General features: G+C 33.9%; 14 protein-coding genes. 9 read left to right on the top strand and 5 right to left on the bottom strand.

Annotation, left to right across the window (positions count from 1 at the left end; genetic code table 11):
- Positions 1-61: 61 nt before the first annotated feature.
- Positions 62-1393: a site-specific integrase gene (locus NsoK4_RS01740; RefSeq protein ID WP_211687681.1), complete on the top strand. Its 1332-nt coding sequence runs from the start codon at positions 62-64 to the stop codon at positions 1391-1393.
- Positions 1394-1554: 161 nt separating this feature from the next.
- Here NsoK4_RS01740 and NsoK4_RS01735 read toward each other — a convergent pair whose 3' ends face one another.
- On the bottom strand, positions 1555-1896 hold the full coding sequence (locus tag NsoK4_RS01735) for a hypothetical protein (protein WP_211687680.1): 342 nt from the start codon (positions 1894-1896) through the stop codon (positions 1555-1557).
- A gap of 64 nt (positions 1897-1960) precedes the next feature.
- On the opposite strand from NsoK4_RS01735, the gene NsoK4_RS01730 reads away from it, so the two are divergent.
- A complete protein-coding gene (locus NsoK4_RS01730) occupies positions 1961-2506 on the top strand; it encodes a hypothetical protein (protein ID WP_211687679.1) in 546 nt (181 codons plus the stop codon).
- Between the two features lie 108 nt (positions 2507-2614).
- Here the strand turns inward: NsoK4_RS01730 and NsoK4_RS01725 are convergent, their stop codons facing one another.
- Complete coding sequence (locus tag NsoK4_RS01725; protein ID WP_211687678.1) at positions 2615-2803, bottom strand: ribbon-helix-helix domain-containing protein; 189 nt, start codon at positions 2801-2803, stop codon at positions 2615-2617.
- Positions 2804-2964: 161 nt separating this feature from the next.
- Between NsoK4_RS01725 and NsoK4_RS01720 the strand changes: the two genes are divergently transcribed.
- From NsoK4_RS01720 to NsoK4_RS01700, 5 genes are all read left to right on the top strand, one after another.
- Positions 2965-4095: a hypothetical protein gene (locus NsoK4_RS01720; RefSeq protein WP_211687677.1), complete on the top strand. Its 1131-nt coding sequence runs from the start codon at positions 2965-2967 to the stop codon at positions 4093-4095.
- A gap of 87 nt (positions 4096-4182) precedes the next feature.
- Positions 4183-5856, top strand: a complete 1674-nt coding sequence (locus NsoK4_RS01715) for a tetratricopeptide repeat protein (protein ID WP_211687676.1) — start codon at positions 4183-4185, stop codon at positions 5854-5856.
- Between the two features lie 455 nt (positions 5857-6311).
- On the top strand, positions 6312-7706 hold the full coding sequence (locus NsoK4_RS01710) for a glycosyltransferase family 39 protein (protein WP_211687675.1): 1395 nt from the start codon (positions 6312-6314) through the stop codon (positions 7704-7706).
- Positions 7707-7965: 259 nt separating this feature from the next.
- Positions 7966-8598, top strand: coding sequence for a hypothetical protein (locus NsoK4_RS01705; RefSeq protein ID WP_249111096.1), 633 nt, complete (start codon positions 7966-7968; stop codon positions 8596-8598).
- A gap of 12 nt (positions 8599-8610) precedes the next feature.
- Positions 8611-9120, top strand: a complete 510-nt coding sequence (locus tag NsoK4_RS01700) for a thr operon leader peptide (protein WP_211687674.1) — start codon at positions 8611-8613, stop codon at positions 9118-9120.
- On the opposite strand, the gene NsoK4_RS01695 is transcribed toward NsoK4_RS01700, so the two are convergent.
- From NsoK4_RS01695 to NsoK4_RS01685, 3 genes are all read right to left on the bottom strand, one after another.
- Positions 9117-9989, bottom strand: a complete 873-nt coding sequence (locus tag NsoK4_RS01695; RefSeq protein WP_249111095.1) for a hypothetical protein — start codon at positions 9987-9989, stop codon at positions 9117-9119. The genes NsoK4_RS01700 and NsoK4_RS01695 overlap by 4 nt on opposite strands.
- Before the next feature lie 108 nt (positions 9990-10097).
- A complete protein-coding gene (locus NsoK4_RS01690) occupies positions 10098-11030 on the bottom strand; it encodes a D-2-hydroxyacid dehydrogenase (protein ID WP_211687673.1) in 933 nt (310 codons plus the stop codon).
- Between the two features lie 69 nt (positions 11031-11099).
- Positions 11100-12497 carry a multicopper oxidase domain-containing protein gene (locus tag NsoK4_RS01685; protein WP_211688789.1) on the bottom strand — a complete coding sequence of 466 codons (1398 nt, stop codon included), beginning with the start codon at positions 12495-12497 and terminating at the stop codon, positions 11100-11102.
- Between the two features lie 130 nt (positions 12498-12627).
- Between NsoK4_RS01685 and NsoK4_RS01680 the strand changes: the two genes are divergently transcribed.
- Both NsoK4_RS01680 and NsoK4_RS01675 read left to right on the top strand, forming a co-directional pair.
- Positions 12628-13989: an aspartate ammonia-lyase gene (locus NsoK4_RS01680; protein ID WP_211687672.1), complete on the top strand. Its 1362-nt coding sequence runs from the start codon at positions 12628-12630 to the stop codon at positions 13987-13989.
- A 3-nt stretch (positions 13990-13992) separates the two neighbouring features.
- Positions 13993-15261: a tRNA (N(6)-L-threonylcarbamoyladenosine(37)-C(2))-methylthiotransferase gene (locus tag NsoK4_RS01675; protein ID WP_211687671.1), complete on the top strand. Its 1269-nt coding sequence runs from the start codon at positions 13993-13995 to the stop codon at positions 15259-15261.
- Positions 15262-15311: the final 50 nt, after the last annotated feature.

The following is a 15311-nucleotide window of genomic DNA, read 5'->3' as shown; positions in this document are numbered from 1 at the left end:
AATAACTGTAAAAGTAGGATCCTACTCCGTTTAATAGATATGCTGTGGAATGATATGCCAAATGGCTACACCCTCTCAGATATTCTACGAGTCACTAAAGACCAAAGCTACCAAGAAAGTGTACAAACTTTGGTTGGAAAAGTTCTTCGAGTATGCACATCAGGATTACGACAGTATCATAAAACTGGAACCTGAGAAAATTAAACAGATAATCAAAGATTATGTAATTCACAAAAAAGAACTTACCAGAAAAACAGGCATTCCAAGTCCGAATTCATACAATGCCATAATGACTCCAATCCAGTCATTTTTAGAAATGAATGAAATTGAGTTTAGTTGGAAAACCATCAAAAATCTATACCCTCAAAGAATTCCTACGTCAAATCAATTACCATACACAGATGACGATATTAGAGAATTGTTAGGTGCCACAACAAGTCTAAGAAACAAGGCGTTTATCCATTTTCTGTCTTCAACAGGAGTTAGAGTTGGAGCTACACCTGACATAAGAATTGAAGATGTAAAAGAAATAGAAGATGGTGCAGTAGTTACAATTTATCGTGATACTACAGAAGAATACAGAACATGTTTGACACCAGAAGCTTATACTGCATTGAAGAGATACCTTGAACAAAGAATTGAAAGAGAGCCTGATTCAGTACTATTTACAAGAAAAAACAATCTCACTCCATTGACACCAACGTCAGCTCAAGATGTTGTTAGAAATGTAAGAAAACAGGCAAAACTTTCAATTGATAATGGTAGGAAATCAAGGAGAGGAAAGTCACAGAACCATGCTTTTAGGAAACGCTTTGAGATTACCCTTGCATCTTGTGATCTACAGCAAAGATTCATTGATTACATGCAAGGACATTTTTCAGGAAACTCAAAAGCGTACTTTAACGGAGTGTCAGATGAACAACTTTATGCACAGTTCAAGAGAGCAATTCCAGCTTTAACGTTAGACAAATCAACTAAAATCGAAGCCGAAAAAGAAAAAGAAATCAGGATAATCAAAGAGGAATTTGATGGAGCACTAAAGGAAAAGTTAGAACAACAAGATGAATTGATGCAGAGAATGTTGTCAGAGTTAGCTACTGCCAAAGTATTTGCATATGAAACAAGATATACAGAGTGTTTTGGAGGCAAAAAGCCAGACATCCAAAAGTTATCAAAAATAATGTCAAATGAAGAGATTGAAGACTGGAACAGATTCATTCCATTAGTTCAAAGAGAACAGGATTGGACCATTCCAACAGGTACAAAATCTCAAGAGATGCTAAGAGATTCTAAGGAAAAAAGAGAAATCAAAGACATCATAAAGAGATTGAAAAAACAAGGAGACACATCTGGAATGATTGAACAACTAGAGAAAATGTTAGATGTGTTTTAGAGATTAGTGAATTCTGAACATATGTTTTTGAAATTATTTGTATTAATTTTGCAAATACGGTACCGCATTTTATTATGCATTGCTATTTTGGGTTCTGTAAACTCTTCGTCAGATATTCTAGGTGTCAAATTTCGTCGGGTAGAATATTAGGCAGTACCGTACTAGAATTCTCCGTCTTTTCTTTCAGGAACTATTGTTAGTGTATCGCCACAGTGAATACAAAAAGATTCATTCACATCAAAATTCAGGCTACACTTTTTACATTCTTTTTGATTGTTTTCTGATTTTGACCAATCTATTTCAGTTCCACATTTTGTACAAAATTTTACTACTATGTCATCCCATGTTGGGTGTTGAATGTGTTCTTGTTCTCTAATTATTCTTATAGGTTCATTACATTTTCCACATGCTATCAACTCGTGGTTTGAAACTTTAGTTATTGCCTTTGCCAATGACGGTGCATCTTGAAAAATTTCTGAGAAGTGTTTTGGTTTCACTGACATTAATTCTTAAATTATTAACTGATTAAAAAATAGTTCTTTTAAACTAGTATGAAATTCATGATTTATGGAAATTGAAATGCTGTTTGAAATTATCATACCTATAACCACAGTGTTTGTTATTGGATTAATTGGTTATTTTACTATACGTTATAATAAAAAACAACATGAAAGAACTGCGATGATGGATGTTTTCCATATGTTAGTTAATTCAGATCACAAATATGCAGAAGAGTCTATTCGTGATGCGTATAGGGAAAATAGATTAATGAATTTACATCATATTGTTGATGCGTATAAGGAATTTGCTGTAATCATAGAAAGAAATTATGATCAGATAGGGATACTAATGCATGAGAAATTAATTCCTGACAAATCATATTACATTACATTTGGGCATTCAACTGTAATATCATATCGTATTTTGTATGATGAATTAAAAAATATACGGATTCAAGGACAGCCATTTTTTAGAATGCATTTTCATAATTTGGCTGTAGATTGTTTACATTATTGGTATGATAAAGGATTACAAGATAAACATAGTATCGCTGATCCTAAAACCAATATGCCTATTTCCAAAGATTTCTTTGGTGAAAAAATCAAACCTTGACATTACTGGCATTTTGTATTAATGTCAACCATTTGTTCTCTACCTAGATCTCCATACCACAGACTTGGGCAGGCATCTTGCCATCAAGCCATATAGAATTTGGGAAATTTAGTCATCAATTACTGTGACTGTAGGATTTAGAATTTCAGACGGAGTTTCTGAATCTTCTTCACAAGCATCACAATACTGTCTGATCAATCCACGCATCATTTCACTCTTGGAAATACCCTCATCGGTACAATATTTCTGAAATCTTTCAAAATCAGAGTCATCAAGTTTTGTTCCAACAACTTTCATGAAGTTAACCAAGTAAAATCAGCATTAAAACAACTCGGTTTACTCGGTTAACGAAAATTAACGGGTTAACAAAGTAAACTTAGTTTACAAAAATTTAATGGAATCAACTTAAAAAATAATCTAAAACTATCATTTTTTAGATACTATGAATTTCTCATTATATGATAGAAGGTAAAACAGGTCTAAATATCAAAGATTTTCCTTTTGCCTTTTCAATTACTGCATTATTTTTTCCAAATATCTTAACTGGTTCAGATGCTTCAATTATCGGAGTTTTACTTATCGGAGGAATGTTTGGAAGTCTTTTAACAATCATCAATCCATTGGCCCTTTTATCAAAATGGCATTATCGAAGAGAATATTCAAACACAATTAGTAATATTATTTTGCCCGATTTGATTCTCAAACATAACAGATTAATTGAAAAGATAACTGTAAAAAATTTTAACGCAGCATTATCTTCACCATCTATATCATTTGAAACAGATAAAATTATTGCAATGATATATTTTTCATTTATTTTAGTTATAACCATAATTCGTTCATTCATGGGAGATTTTTCACAAATTTTTGAAAAAAATGAATTGGCATTAATTGGAATTAGAATTTTTGCAAGTATCGGTATTGTTGGAGTCATGATGGTGTTAATTCATCATGTTTATGGGTACAATTTTAAAACAAGATCAGTGAAGATTTTTGCAAACATATCTTTTCTAATTCCTTATCAAAGTCAACTATCACAATTGGATAGAATTTGTACAGTAACAATAGCAAATCTTGCAATTGATTTTGCAAATTTGACTAATGATGGAATGAAATGGAAGGTCATAGGATTACGAACAAGTAAAGCAATCGACATGTTATTTCGTGAAATGAATAGAGTAAACAATGAAATAGACAAAAAATATTCGCCTGAAATTACTATCAGCCTACATGAGTTTCAAACGTTATTCAGGACAGAACAGTTCAAAGAAGTTGGTATGAGACTAGATGAAAATCTAACAGTAATTGGAGAATTATATGAAAATTATAGAATTGTAAAAGAAATCAGTGCAAGATATGAAATATCTTTTTCAGAAGCATTATCATGGTTTTGTAATGAGAATTTTTTTAAAAATGAGGAATTATACGAATCAGAATCTCAGATTAGAAAATATATTGATTCTAGAGATTGGTATAGTGCACATCTATTAGAATATAGAATTGTAGACAAAATCCAATCTGTTTTAATGGAAAAGAACATGCCACCACGTATTGATGAAAATTGGAGTAGAACAGCATACACAAACTAGAAGATTGTCAACTATACATTTGAGAAGAGACAAAGAAGACATTAGGCACTAAACAATACTTAAGTTTCAAATAACAAGATGTCGTACATGAGGAAGTTATGCTGTTCAGAATCTTTGGATAATGTAGACGAAATAAAAAAATTCATAGAATTTTTTCTATCTGAGGAATATATCAAAACACAAACTGTCCTATATGATAAAATTAAGAATAAACAATTTGCACAAATTGATATTCCCAAAAAGATCCACCCCATAATACCAATTCTAGAGTTTATTCAGTATCTGATTCAAAAAAATCCTGAAACAATTGATGAGAAATTTCAAAATAGAATTCCTGATTTAATGGATTTGTCATTTGTAACAAAGGATGCATGGGCATATACTAAGGGCGATCTTAACAAATTTCTAAACCCCAGTTACCTAAAAGAAGCAAGATCAAGATTCAAAGATTTAGAAGCATATCGACGTTTAATGTATGAATTTAAAATTGCAGGAATGATGAGGAGACTAGGCGAAAAGGCAGATTTTGAACACAATATGGACAAAAAATGGCCTGATCTAAAAACAGGGAATGTTGAAACAACATATGTAGAATGTAAAAAATTGGAAGGACCTGATCACATATTCAAGATTCAGATAGCAAACAATATTGTAAAACAATTAAATAAATTTCAAAAAAATGGAATTGTCAACATAAGTTCAAAAAAATTCCCAAGCAAACCAGATCAAATAGAAATAATTTCAAAGTTAGTTGAGGTAATACTCAAATCAGAAAAAACAAAACTCGCAGAAGAAGGGATCACAGTAACGTTTACCGCTTTAGAACAAAAAACAATTGGTGAAAAAATGTTTTTTCCAAATGATCAACCTTTTGAATATATGATAAGTGGAATTCAATTTCAAAAAACAAATGAAGGAATAATTTGGAGAGAACCACGTGCAGTAACAATTCATAGTGATGACATCCCAACACCACTTACATCAATAAAACACCAAATAGCAAAAGCATACAAACAACTGAAAAATGTATCAGATGAATTTTACCGTGTTTTGTGTATTGATATTTCAGAATATGTCAATGTCGTATATGTTAAAGCTAAAAATGAACATGAAAATATTATTGAGTCATGTAAAAGATTCATTATGGATATTTTTGAAAAAGGTCATTACTCAAAATTAGGAGGAATTATTTTATCATATACATTGACAAGTATACAGCCTAATCAATTAGGAGCGATGTTCAAACCTGAACTCATAGTAAATGCAAAATCAATCAAACCAATTTCTAAATATTTTTTGTATCCAGCATATCACGAACATAAAACAAATTTTGACATGGGAATGAAGTTAGCAAGTGAAGGTAAAGTAAAAGAATCCATACCGTATTTTGAAAAATCTACCAAATTACAACCAAAAATCAAAGAAGGATGGATGAATTTGGCTATTTCCCAAAGAGATTCTGGATTGGTGGTTGAATCAATTCAAAGCTTTCAAAAGGCAATAGAATTGGATAAAAAACTAATCCCTGCATATACCGGACTGTCTGATTCTTATGCGCGTTTAAGAATGAATGGCACCTCAATTGAAACACTAGATAAAATATTAGAATTTGAGCCAAAACATGCACAGACTTGGTACAATAAAGCTGGAATGTATGCACACATGGCAGATTTTGAAAATGCAAAAAGATGTGCCTTACAGTGTTTAGAAATAGATCCTAATTATCAAAATGCCATCGATTTATTGAATAGACTCGGTTAACAGGTCAAGATTAACCACTTTCTAACTGATTTCAAAAAATGGGCAGTTTTCGGAAATTAACGGGGGTTACGTGGTTGACCGAATAAAATTAATGTTTTTTTAAACACCATAGGTAAGGAGATAAATGATTTACGTACATCAGGTACGAGTTTAAAATGAAAATATCCAATAACAAATCTTTAAAGGCCATTATGCATTTTGTACGGGATTGATGACGTATCGTTTAGATTAATCCCTATCACTCTCAGCCAGTTAGTAATTGTCTTGCAATCTACCTAAAGCATATACCTAGATATGATATGATATGAAAATATGCAATGTTGAAAACGATTAATGGGAATAACAAATCAAAATATCTTCTAACTTTATTAATTCTACACCTAGTGTTTTTTAGTGTTTTTTTTAATGAAAGAGTAAACAGCGATGGAATTTTATATTTTGCAAATTTGCATACGATGTTTTTTGATAATGATTTAGATCTTACAAACCAACTGGAAGAAAGACCCTTTTACAGATTCGATACTGAATTAAAAACCCCTACAGGATTGGCGCATGGAATTCAAACTATTGGGAGTTCATTACTAAATGCACCATTTTTTTTAATTGCACATACAATTACAACCGTTAATGAGGTTCCTCAAGAGGGAGGATATTCTCAGATTTATACAGGATTTTTTAATCTAGGTTCTGTTGTCTATTCATTTTTTGGAAATATTTTACTATTTTATGCACTGTCTGGAAAATTCAGAAACAAAATTGCATTCTTAACAACAATCACAATTTTTTTCTCATCTTCAATCTTTTATTATTCTTTTTTGGAGCCTAGCATGTCCCATGCACATTCTTATTTTGCTTCATCTTTGTTGGTTTATTTCTATCTCAGATTAAGAGAAACAAGTTCTAAGAAATATTGGGGATTAATGGGAATTGCAACAGGATTATCGATCCTTGTACGATTGACTAGTTTTGTTTTTGTTTTACTCCCTATATTGGACGTGATATTTTTCAAAAGACAAAAAAACAAAAAACTTTTGATTGGAAATTTAGCTATTTTTGTATTTTTCATCATTGTGGTTTTCAGCCCACAAATGATGTACTGGAATTTTTTGTATGGTGTGCCAATACCAATTCCATCTCCAATTGAACAGTATTATGAACAAGCTATTCAAAAAAATCAAGTATATTTACTTCCCGGAGACGAAGAGCCCAGAACAAAATTTTATGATTTTTCCAATACACACATACTTGAATTTTTATTTTCTGAAAACAGAGGCGTGTTCACTTGGCATCCAGTTTATTTATTTTCAATCATAGGTGTCTATTTTCTTTGTAGAAAAGACAGAACAGGAATTTTAATTAGCATCATGACTGCAATAATTTTTTTCATACATGCATCATCGTGGGATGCAGCCACTGCAGGAGGTTCATCTTTTGGACAAAGAAGAATTGCAGATATTACTCCTTTTTTGGCAATAGGATTAGCATATTTGTTTGAAAAATGGATTCAATCAAGATATAAGACAATAATTAGTCTGAGCATATTTGTTTTAATCTTCTGGAATTTTTATTTTGTTTTAGTATTTTTCTGGGAGAGATTGATTCGTGATAGATGGGAATTTAGTTTCAATAATGCAGTTTTGAATAATTTTGTAAATTTACCTATTTACCTAGAAACTCAAATTTCAAAAAGTACTGTGTTATACCATACAAAAATATGGTTTGGAATGGCAAAAAATTCTGATCCCACAATATGGATTCTTGTATGGATTAGTCCAGTATTGTTTTTGATATTTTTATTATATATAGAAAAAGTTTTAACTTTTTACAATCCATTCAAAAATAGAACATAGAAAAGAACATCATGGTGCAACTACCCATCCGATTTGCTCAGGCATAAAATGGTCAAAAATGACTATATTCTAACTGTAAATCGACATTTACGGGCAAATCTAGTTTGTTAAATTGCTCTATGAGGTGGGCTTCACAAACCACACACTCAAAGAGTTGCTTCCGCAGAAAACTCGATATCAAGAGTTGAATTCAATAGTTAAAAAGCATTCCTGAGGAATAATTTGAGATTTTTATAAAGTAAACAATTCACTCCCAAAGATGCAAATCAAAATTTTCAGTATGCTTCTATCTTTGGTTTTGGCCTTTGCATTTTTACCTGCATCATATGCAGAAACAACAGTAGATGTCATAATAGAAAAAACAACATACAGTTATTGTGAAAAATTATTCTATACAATCAAGGTCTCAGAGGTCACAGGTGACCCAGCAATCATACACATTAGAGATGAAACAGGAAAAGGAAGTAGCGCCATTCCAATACAAATTTCAAAATTAGAGAACCCAGTTCCATCATTAGTGCCATTTGAAGAAGAAGTCTTCCCATTGGGAAAATACTATATCGATGTGGAGTATGCAGGGACAAAACAAACTGCAGAGTTTGAATTAGTAGATTCTGGCAATGTTTGCATTCCAGCATGGATTAAACAATTAGCATACTATTGGGTCACGGACCAAATTTCTGATGTCTCTTTTGCAGATGGAATTAAATTTTTGATTGAAAAAGAATTCATAATTATTCCAGAAACAAAAACTGAAAGTAGTTCAACAGAAACAGACATTCCTGATTGGGTAAAGATCAACGCTGGATGGTGGATTGAAGAAAAAATATCAGATAGTGACTTTGCGCAAGCTTTACAATATCTAATCAAAAAAGGCATTATTGTAATTTAGAAAGGTGGTTAAATGAACAAACATTCAGCAATAACAGCAATTGCAATCATCGCAATAATCATACCTTTTGCTTATTCATTAATGAATGTCCATGCAGCAGATCAGTTAAGGTACAAGTGGGATGAACCAGGAAAATTTAGTTTCTTTGAATTATCAAATAGCAACGTGATAGAACTATGCAATACAGCTCAATATGCTGCAGATTTTAAAAGATTGAGCATAGACATACTTTACAGAGATGAGAATCTAGGAACATATACAATAGACAATATCAGATTAGATGGTTCTGGTTCTAAAATTGAAAAAGGAAAATTTGTTGCAGATAATTTTATAGAATCACAGCATATGTTTATGACAATGGATTTTCAATTTGACGGTGGAGATATGAGAGTAGATCCTGCAAAACTATTCGTTATTGTAAGCATCGATACACCAATTATAGGAATAATACCACACACTACAACAACACAGTATTCAGGATTTGAGTTTGATCAATTGATGAATCAAGACTTTGAATGTTAATCTCGACTTTTACTGGCTTTAGATATCAATCCAAGAATTATTCCAACTGCACCTGCAACAACAAATGCTGCAATTAGTCCAATAACCAACTCTTTACCAATTCCTTTTACATCAGTTGAGGGTGCCGTCTTTGGTTCAGGTTCCAAAACACATGCACCGTCCTTTAGAACGGTTCCAGGACCACATCTTTGATCAAGTACACAAACACCGTCCTTCAGAATAGTTCCAGGACCACATTCAGTTTTTGGTTTAGTTACAGGAGGTTTGGTTGTAGTTGGTGGAACTACTTTGGGTTCTTCAACGGGGGTTTCGGGTTCAGCAGTGGGTTCTTCAACGGGGGTTTCTGGTTCAGTAGGGGGTTCTTCAACGGGGGTTTCTGGTTCAGTAGGGGGTTCTTCAACAGGAGAGCCAAATACAGAACCAATTATTTCAACATCCTGAGTTCCAGAAGGTAATTCAATTGTTAACGTTCTCATAGTAGATGTTTTTTCTTCAATAAATTCAACATCTAGACCATCTACAACTACAAAAAAGAGGTCATCATCACCTTGATATTTAGAATCAAAAAAACTTCGTTCAAGAGAAATTTCTAAAATTCCCACATCATCAGCAGTTACATCAACAGACAAAATCAGTGTAGGTAAATCCAGGTCAGCTTCAACACTTGTGACAGATACTCCAGTTCCCGTATAATCAATATCATAAGAAGTTCCATCAACGGTTACTGAAACAGTTTCAGCATAGACAAATGCAGATGAGATTATTGCGACAATCATCAAACCTATAGAAATTTTGAGTAAAGTGTTAACGTTTGGCAAATTCTTAATTTTCTCAGATTGTATTTTCTCCGTTCCTCGATTTTTCAACACGAATGATAACCTCGAAATTCCCCTTAAAAAGAATTAGACGAGAATTAATCACGTAAGAGTCAAGCTTTTTTAGTTATTTTTAAAGATAGAGCAGAATTGCTTAAGGTTTCAGATTACGCCTCTAAGAATTTGAATGATTTTTTCAGCAATTACATTTGCAGCCAAAGATTGTGCTTCTTTTGTTTGTGCACCAATATGAGGAGTTAAAATTACATTGTCCAATTCTGCCAATTTGGTTCCAATTGCAGGTTCATTTTCAAAAACATCCAAAGCTGCTCCACCTAAACTACCATTCTTTAATGCTTCATAGAGGGCATCCTCGTCAACAACACCACCTCTAGAGGTGTTGATTATTTTTGCAGTATTTTTCATAGTACTCATTTTTTCAGCATCGAGTAAATGATATGTTGAATCAAGTAATGGAACATGAATTGAGACATAGTCTGAACTTTGCAACAAAGTACCCAAATCAGCTTTCATTAATCCTACCTCTTTTGAAAATTCTTCATCAATTGGAATCACATCATAGCCAATAATGTTCATGTTAAGTGCTCTTGCAAGCCTACCCAATCTTTTTCCAATGTTTCCCATGCCAATGATACCAAGATATTTTCCTTTGAGTTCTGTTCCTTTCAATTCTTTTTTGAGCCACTTACCATTTCTAATTCCTCTATCACCACGTGTTGTTTGTCTTGCAAGTGACAACATTAACCCAAGAACTAGTTCGGCAACTGCATTCATAGCTCCTTCAACAGCATTGATAACACGGATATTTTTTGCCTTTGCAGCTTCTTGATCTACATTATCAAGACCAACACCCACACGTGCAATGATTTTGCAGGTATCTGCTCTGTCAATCATTTCTTTTGTGATAGTAGTTCGACTTCGTACAATTACAATATTGAAATTAGAAATTTTTTCCAGAATCTGTTCAGGAGTAATTTCTGGCTCATATGAAATCTTTAAGCCATTTTCTTCAAGAATTTTATTTAAAACAGGATCTACTTCATCGCAAATCAAAACTGAATCATCAAATCCCATACAGGTAGAAAAAAAATCACATCATATAATTCATTCAGAATAATAAAAAGAAAAAAAGATGTTAAATGATCAAGAAAGCATCTCTGCAACTACTGGGATTACTTCCCATAATGCAATTGCACCGTTTTCTTGTAATTCAGAAGCTACTTCATCAGTGTATAGACCATGAATGTTGATTGCAGGATGTGCAATACTGTTCTTTCCCATTGGTGGGACAGCATCACTTGGGTTACCTAATGCATAAGCATAAGAGGCAACTGGTGCTGGAATTACTCCTTTCTCTACGAGAACTGGGTTTAATCCGAATGGATCACCTGCTACAAATACTGTAGCTGCACCTGTGTAAATTGCTGCATAGTCGTGATTAACTGCTGCGTAAGCACCTGGCTCATCAAATACCAAGTCAACAATCATGTTTTGTGAGCCACCGAGTAACCATGTTTCAGTTGCTGCGGATTGTACTCTGTTACCTTGTGTAACTCTGTCCAAGATTTCTCCAACAATGTGGAAGAATAGTGGTTCGTTACCGTGGTTTTCTATGAAGAGTCTCACGTGTTGATCATTTTCAACAAACAAGAGTTGTGATTGGTATTGCTTGTGTTCAAGTCCATTCCATGGTTGTGCAACAAAGATGTTCTTGTTGGTATCACCTTTTACAAGTAAGTTGTGTGCCATGTTTGGTACATAACCAAATTGCATGCCATTAACAACTGTTGCAGTGTTATGATGTTGGAACATTGCTCCTGCATCATAGTTGCCTTCAGGTGTTAAGTACAACTGATTGTATTGGAGTTGGAATTCTAATGCGTCTGCATCGTAGAACTTTCTGTCAAGTGAAACTTTGCCATTCTCTACTTTTGTCTTCTCTACCATGAGTTTCTTGTATCCATTGATTGGATCAACGATTGCAATTCCGTACATGCCGGAAAGAACGTGTTGGTCCATACCAACTAGTTTGACACCAGAACAGTGGTATTTGAAGACACCAGCAGATTCAGCAATGTAACAATACTGACTTGTTTCGCCAGGATTAACTGACTCAAAGTTGCCAGCTGACATTTGTGAAGCGTGCATATCGTTACCGTGTCCAGTAACTTCATCTGCTGGGATTTCAAGTGTCATCTTTACAACATCACCTTGAGTAACTCTTAGTGTTGGTCCTGGGACCTGACCGCTGAAGGTCATTGCGTTGTAAGTTTTACCGCCCATAATTGGGAGAGTAACACTTTCACCAGTTAGATTAAACTCTACGACTTTGCGTCCAGAGTTTGATAGTACGCCACAATCAGTTTCTGCAAATGCTTCAGGCATTACAAGCTGTAAACCGCCCATATTGCGGATTTGGTCATATACGTTGACATCCATTTTACTGGCGTCAAGTGATTGACCTGCAATCTGGGTTTGTGTGTATGTGCTTCCGAATAAGGTTGCTCCCATGACAGCTACTGCTGCGATGGTAAAGAGCATACTAACACGCTTATTCATTAAGCACGCTGGTTGTCAAATCCTATATAATAATTACCATTGCGATGCAGATGTGAAAATATTATTTCTTGTAAAAAACAATGAATAATGGGAAAAATCAAGTTGTTTCAGATTGAAATTTAGATTAGATGAAGATTCACTAGGCAAAGTCAAAATTCCATCTGACGCATATTATGGAGCATTTACTGGAAGAGCGATCAAGCAATACCATGTAACAGGTCACAAGGCACACGAAAATCTAATCAAGGCATTTGTAATGATCAAAAGATCTGCTGCAATTGCAAATATGAAAACAAAGGCAATTGATGCAAAACGAGGAAAGGCAATAGTATCTGCTTGTGATAAAATCTTGGCTGGAAAACATGTTGATCAGTTTGTTGTAGACATGATAAATTCCGGAGCAGGTACTGCATTTAACATGAATTCAAATGAAGTCATCGCAAATGTAGCTTTGGAGGTTCTTCACAAAAAGAGGGGACAATACCAACATCTTCATCCAAATGATCATGTAAATATGTCACAATCAAGTAATGACACATATCCAACTGCAATGCATGTTGCAATTTTGATGAATCTTAAAGAAACCCTTGCCGGTGTAGATGTTCTCATAAAATCACTTAACAAGAAAGCAAAACAATTTTCTTCATTTAAGAAGATTGGAAGAACTCATTTGATGGATGCACTTCCTGTAACTTTAGGAAGTGAATTTGCAGCACATGTTACTTCAATCACCAAAGCACGTAATGCAATTGTGTTAGCACAAAAAGAACTACAAAATGTTGCACTTGGCGGAACAGCAGTAGGAACAGGGGCAAATACACCGAAAGGATACAGGAAAATTGCAATTGCAGAACTTGCAAAAATTTCAAAACTTCAGTTAAGACCAGAAAAAGACATGCAACATGGTTTACAAAGTAAATTTGCAGTTGCAAATCTTTCAGGCGCACTAAGAAGTTTAGCACTTGAAGTTGGAAAACTTGCAAACGATATCAGATTAATGGCATCAGGTCCAATTGCAGGATTATCAGAATTAGGAATTCCTGCAGTACATGCAGGGTCATCAATTATGCCAGGAAAAGTAAATCCATCTTTGGCCGAATGTATGAACATGATTTGCTTTAACATAATCGGAAATGATACTGCAGTGTCTTATGCAGCTCAAAGCGGGCAGTTTGAGCTAAACGTGATGTTACCAGGAATGCTAAAATGCGTACTAGAATCAACAGACATGGTTAAGAATTTCTTTCCAATATTCTCTGCAAACTTAATTGACGGATTAACTGCAAATAAAGAAAAACTAAGAGCAGATATTGAAAACAGCCCAGTAATAGTAACACTGTTGACTCCAAAGATAGGATATCTAAAATCAGCAGAATTGTTCAAAGAGTCTTTGAAGACTGGGAAAACAATCAGGGAATTGGTCGTGTCTAAGAATCTGATGAGCAATAAAGAAATCGATGCTCTATTTGGATAAATCATGGCAAAGATTTTCGTAGAAGCATACGGATGTTCTGCAAGTTTTTCAGACTCTGAAATGATTTCAGGGTTAATTGTGAATGGAGGCCATACACTAGTAGATGATGCATCACAATCAGATCTAAACATTGTTGTTACATGCTCTGTAAAGGACGCAACTGCAAACAAGATGATACATAGAATAAAATCATTAAAGGAAAAACCCCTAGTGGTTGCAGGATGTCTTCCAAAAGCAGAAAAAGAAACAGTTGAGAAATTCACAGAGAGTGCAAGTTTGCTTGGTCCAAACTCTCTTGGAAAGACACTTCAAGTAATAGACTCTACATTGAAAGGAACAAGATTTGTAGCGTTAGAAGATTCTGATTTATCAAAGGTAGGATTACCAAAAGTAAGACTCAATCCAGTAATCGGAATTGTAGAGATTGCCAGTGGGTGTATGAGTGAATGTACGTTCTGTCAAACAAAATTATCAAAAGGAGATCTTACCAGTTATAGACTAGGAGACATCGTAAGACAGGTTGAAAATGAGATCAGTGAAGGATGTAGAGAAATCTGGCTGACATCAACTGATAATGGTTGTTATGGATTTGACATTGGAACAGATTTACCATCACTTGTAAATTCAGTTTCGGAAATACCACAAGAGTTTATGATTCGCGTTGGAATGATGAATCCCATGTACATGCCAAGAATAAAAGAAGAACTGATAGAGTCATTTGACAATGACAAAGTCTACAAATTCCTTCATGTTCCAGTGCAAAGCGGAAGTGACAAAATACTGCACGATATGAAAAGAGGGCATACAGAAAGGACTTATCGTGAAATTATCAAAAGAATAAAGGAAAAATTTGAGAAATTTACAATTTCCACAGACATTATTGTTGGATTTCCATCAGAAACAAAAGAAGACTTTGAAAAGACGATAAGATTGTTAGAAGATACAAGGCCAGATGTTGTGAATCTCTCCAGATACAGTGCAAGACCAGGAACAGAAGCAGCAGGATGGGAGCAGATGGATGTTGCTGAAGTTAAGAAAAGAAGCAAGATAGTATTTGATTTGATAAACAAGATTTCAATTGAGAACAATCAGAAATGGATAGGGTGGAAAGGAGACGTATTATTCAATGAAAAGACAGAAGAAGGCATCAAAGGGAGGAATTTTGCCTACAAGCCGATCTTTGTGAGAGACAATGTGAATATCGGTGAAACACACAAAGTAGAGATCATTGACGTATCTACTCACAGTTTACTAGGTAAGATCGCTAGCTAATTTTTTTAGATCGAAAATTTGATTAAAATAACGTAAGAAGGTTTTTTATC

This window comes from Nitrosopumilus sp. K4 (assembly GCF_018128925.1).
GTDB lineage: Archaea > Thermoproteota > Nitrososphaeria > Nitrososphaerales > Nitrosopumilaceae > HKST03.
The sequence above is the reverse complement of the archived record's forward strand: the minus strand, read 5'-3'. Positions and strand labels throughout refer to the sequence as shown.

Coding starts and splice junctions, on each gene's coding strand:
- NsoK4_RS01730 (WP_211687679.1), top strand. CDS start 1,961: ATGGAAATTGAAATGCTGTTTGAAATTATCATACCTATAACCACAGTG.
- NsoK4_RS01700 (WP_211687674.1), top strand. CDS start 8,611: ATGAACAAACATTCAGCAATAACAGCAATTGCAATCATCGCAATAATC.
- NsoK4_RS01690 (WP_211687673.1), bottom strand. CDS start 11,030: ATGGGATTTGATGATTCAGTTTTGATTTGCGATGAAGTAGATCCTGTT.
- NsoK4_RS01735 (WP_211687680.1), bottom strand. CDS start 1,896: ATGTCAGTGAAACCAAAACACTTCTCAGAAATTTTTCAAGATGCACCG.
- NsoK4_RS01710 (WP_211687675.1), top strand. CDS start 6,312: ATGTTTTTTGATAATGATTTAGATCTTACAAACCAACTGGAAGAAAGA.
- NsoK4_RS01715 (WP_211687676.1), top strand. CDS start 4,183: ATGAGGAAGTTATGCTGTTCAGAATCTTTGGATAATGTAGACGAAATA.
- NsoK4_RS01705 (WP_249111096.1), top strand. CDS start 7,966: ATGCAAATCAAAATTTTCAGTATGCTTCTATCTTTGGTTTTGGCCTTT.
- NsoK4_RS01740 (WP_211687681.1), top strand. CDS start 62: ATGGCTACACCCTCTCAGATATTCTACGAGTCACTAAAGACCAAAGCT.
- NsoK4_RS01725 (WP_211687678.1), bottom strand. CDS start 2,803: ATGAAAGTTGTTGGAACAAAACTTGATGACTCTGATTTTGAAAGATTT.
- NsoK4_RS01675 (WP_211687671.1), top strand. CDS start 13,993: ATGGCAAAGATTTTCGTAGAAGCATACGGATGTTCTGCAAGTTTTTCA.
- NsoK4_RS01720 (WP_211687677.1), top strand. CDS start 2,965: ATGATAGAAGGTAAAACAGGTCTAAATATCAAAGATTTTCCTTTTGCC.
- NsoK4_RS01685 (WP_211688789.1), bottom strand. CDS start 12,497: ATGCTCTTTACCATCGCAGCAGTAGCTGTCATGGGAGCAACCTTATTC.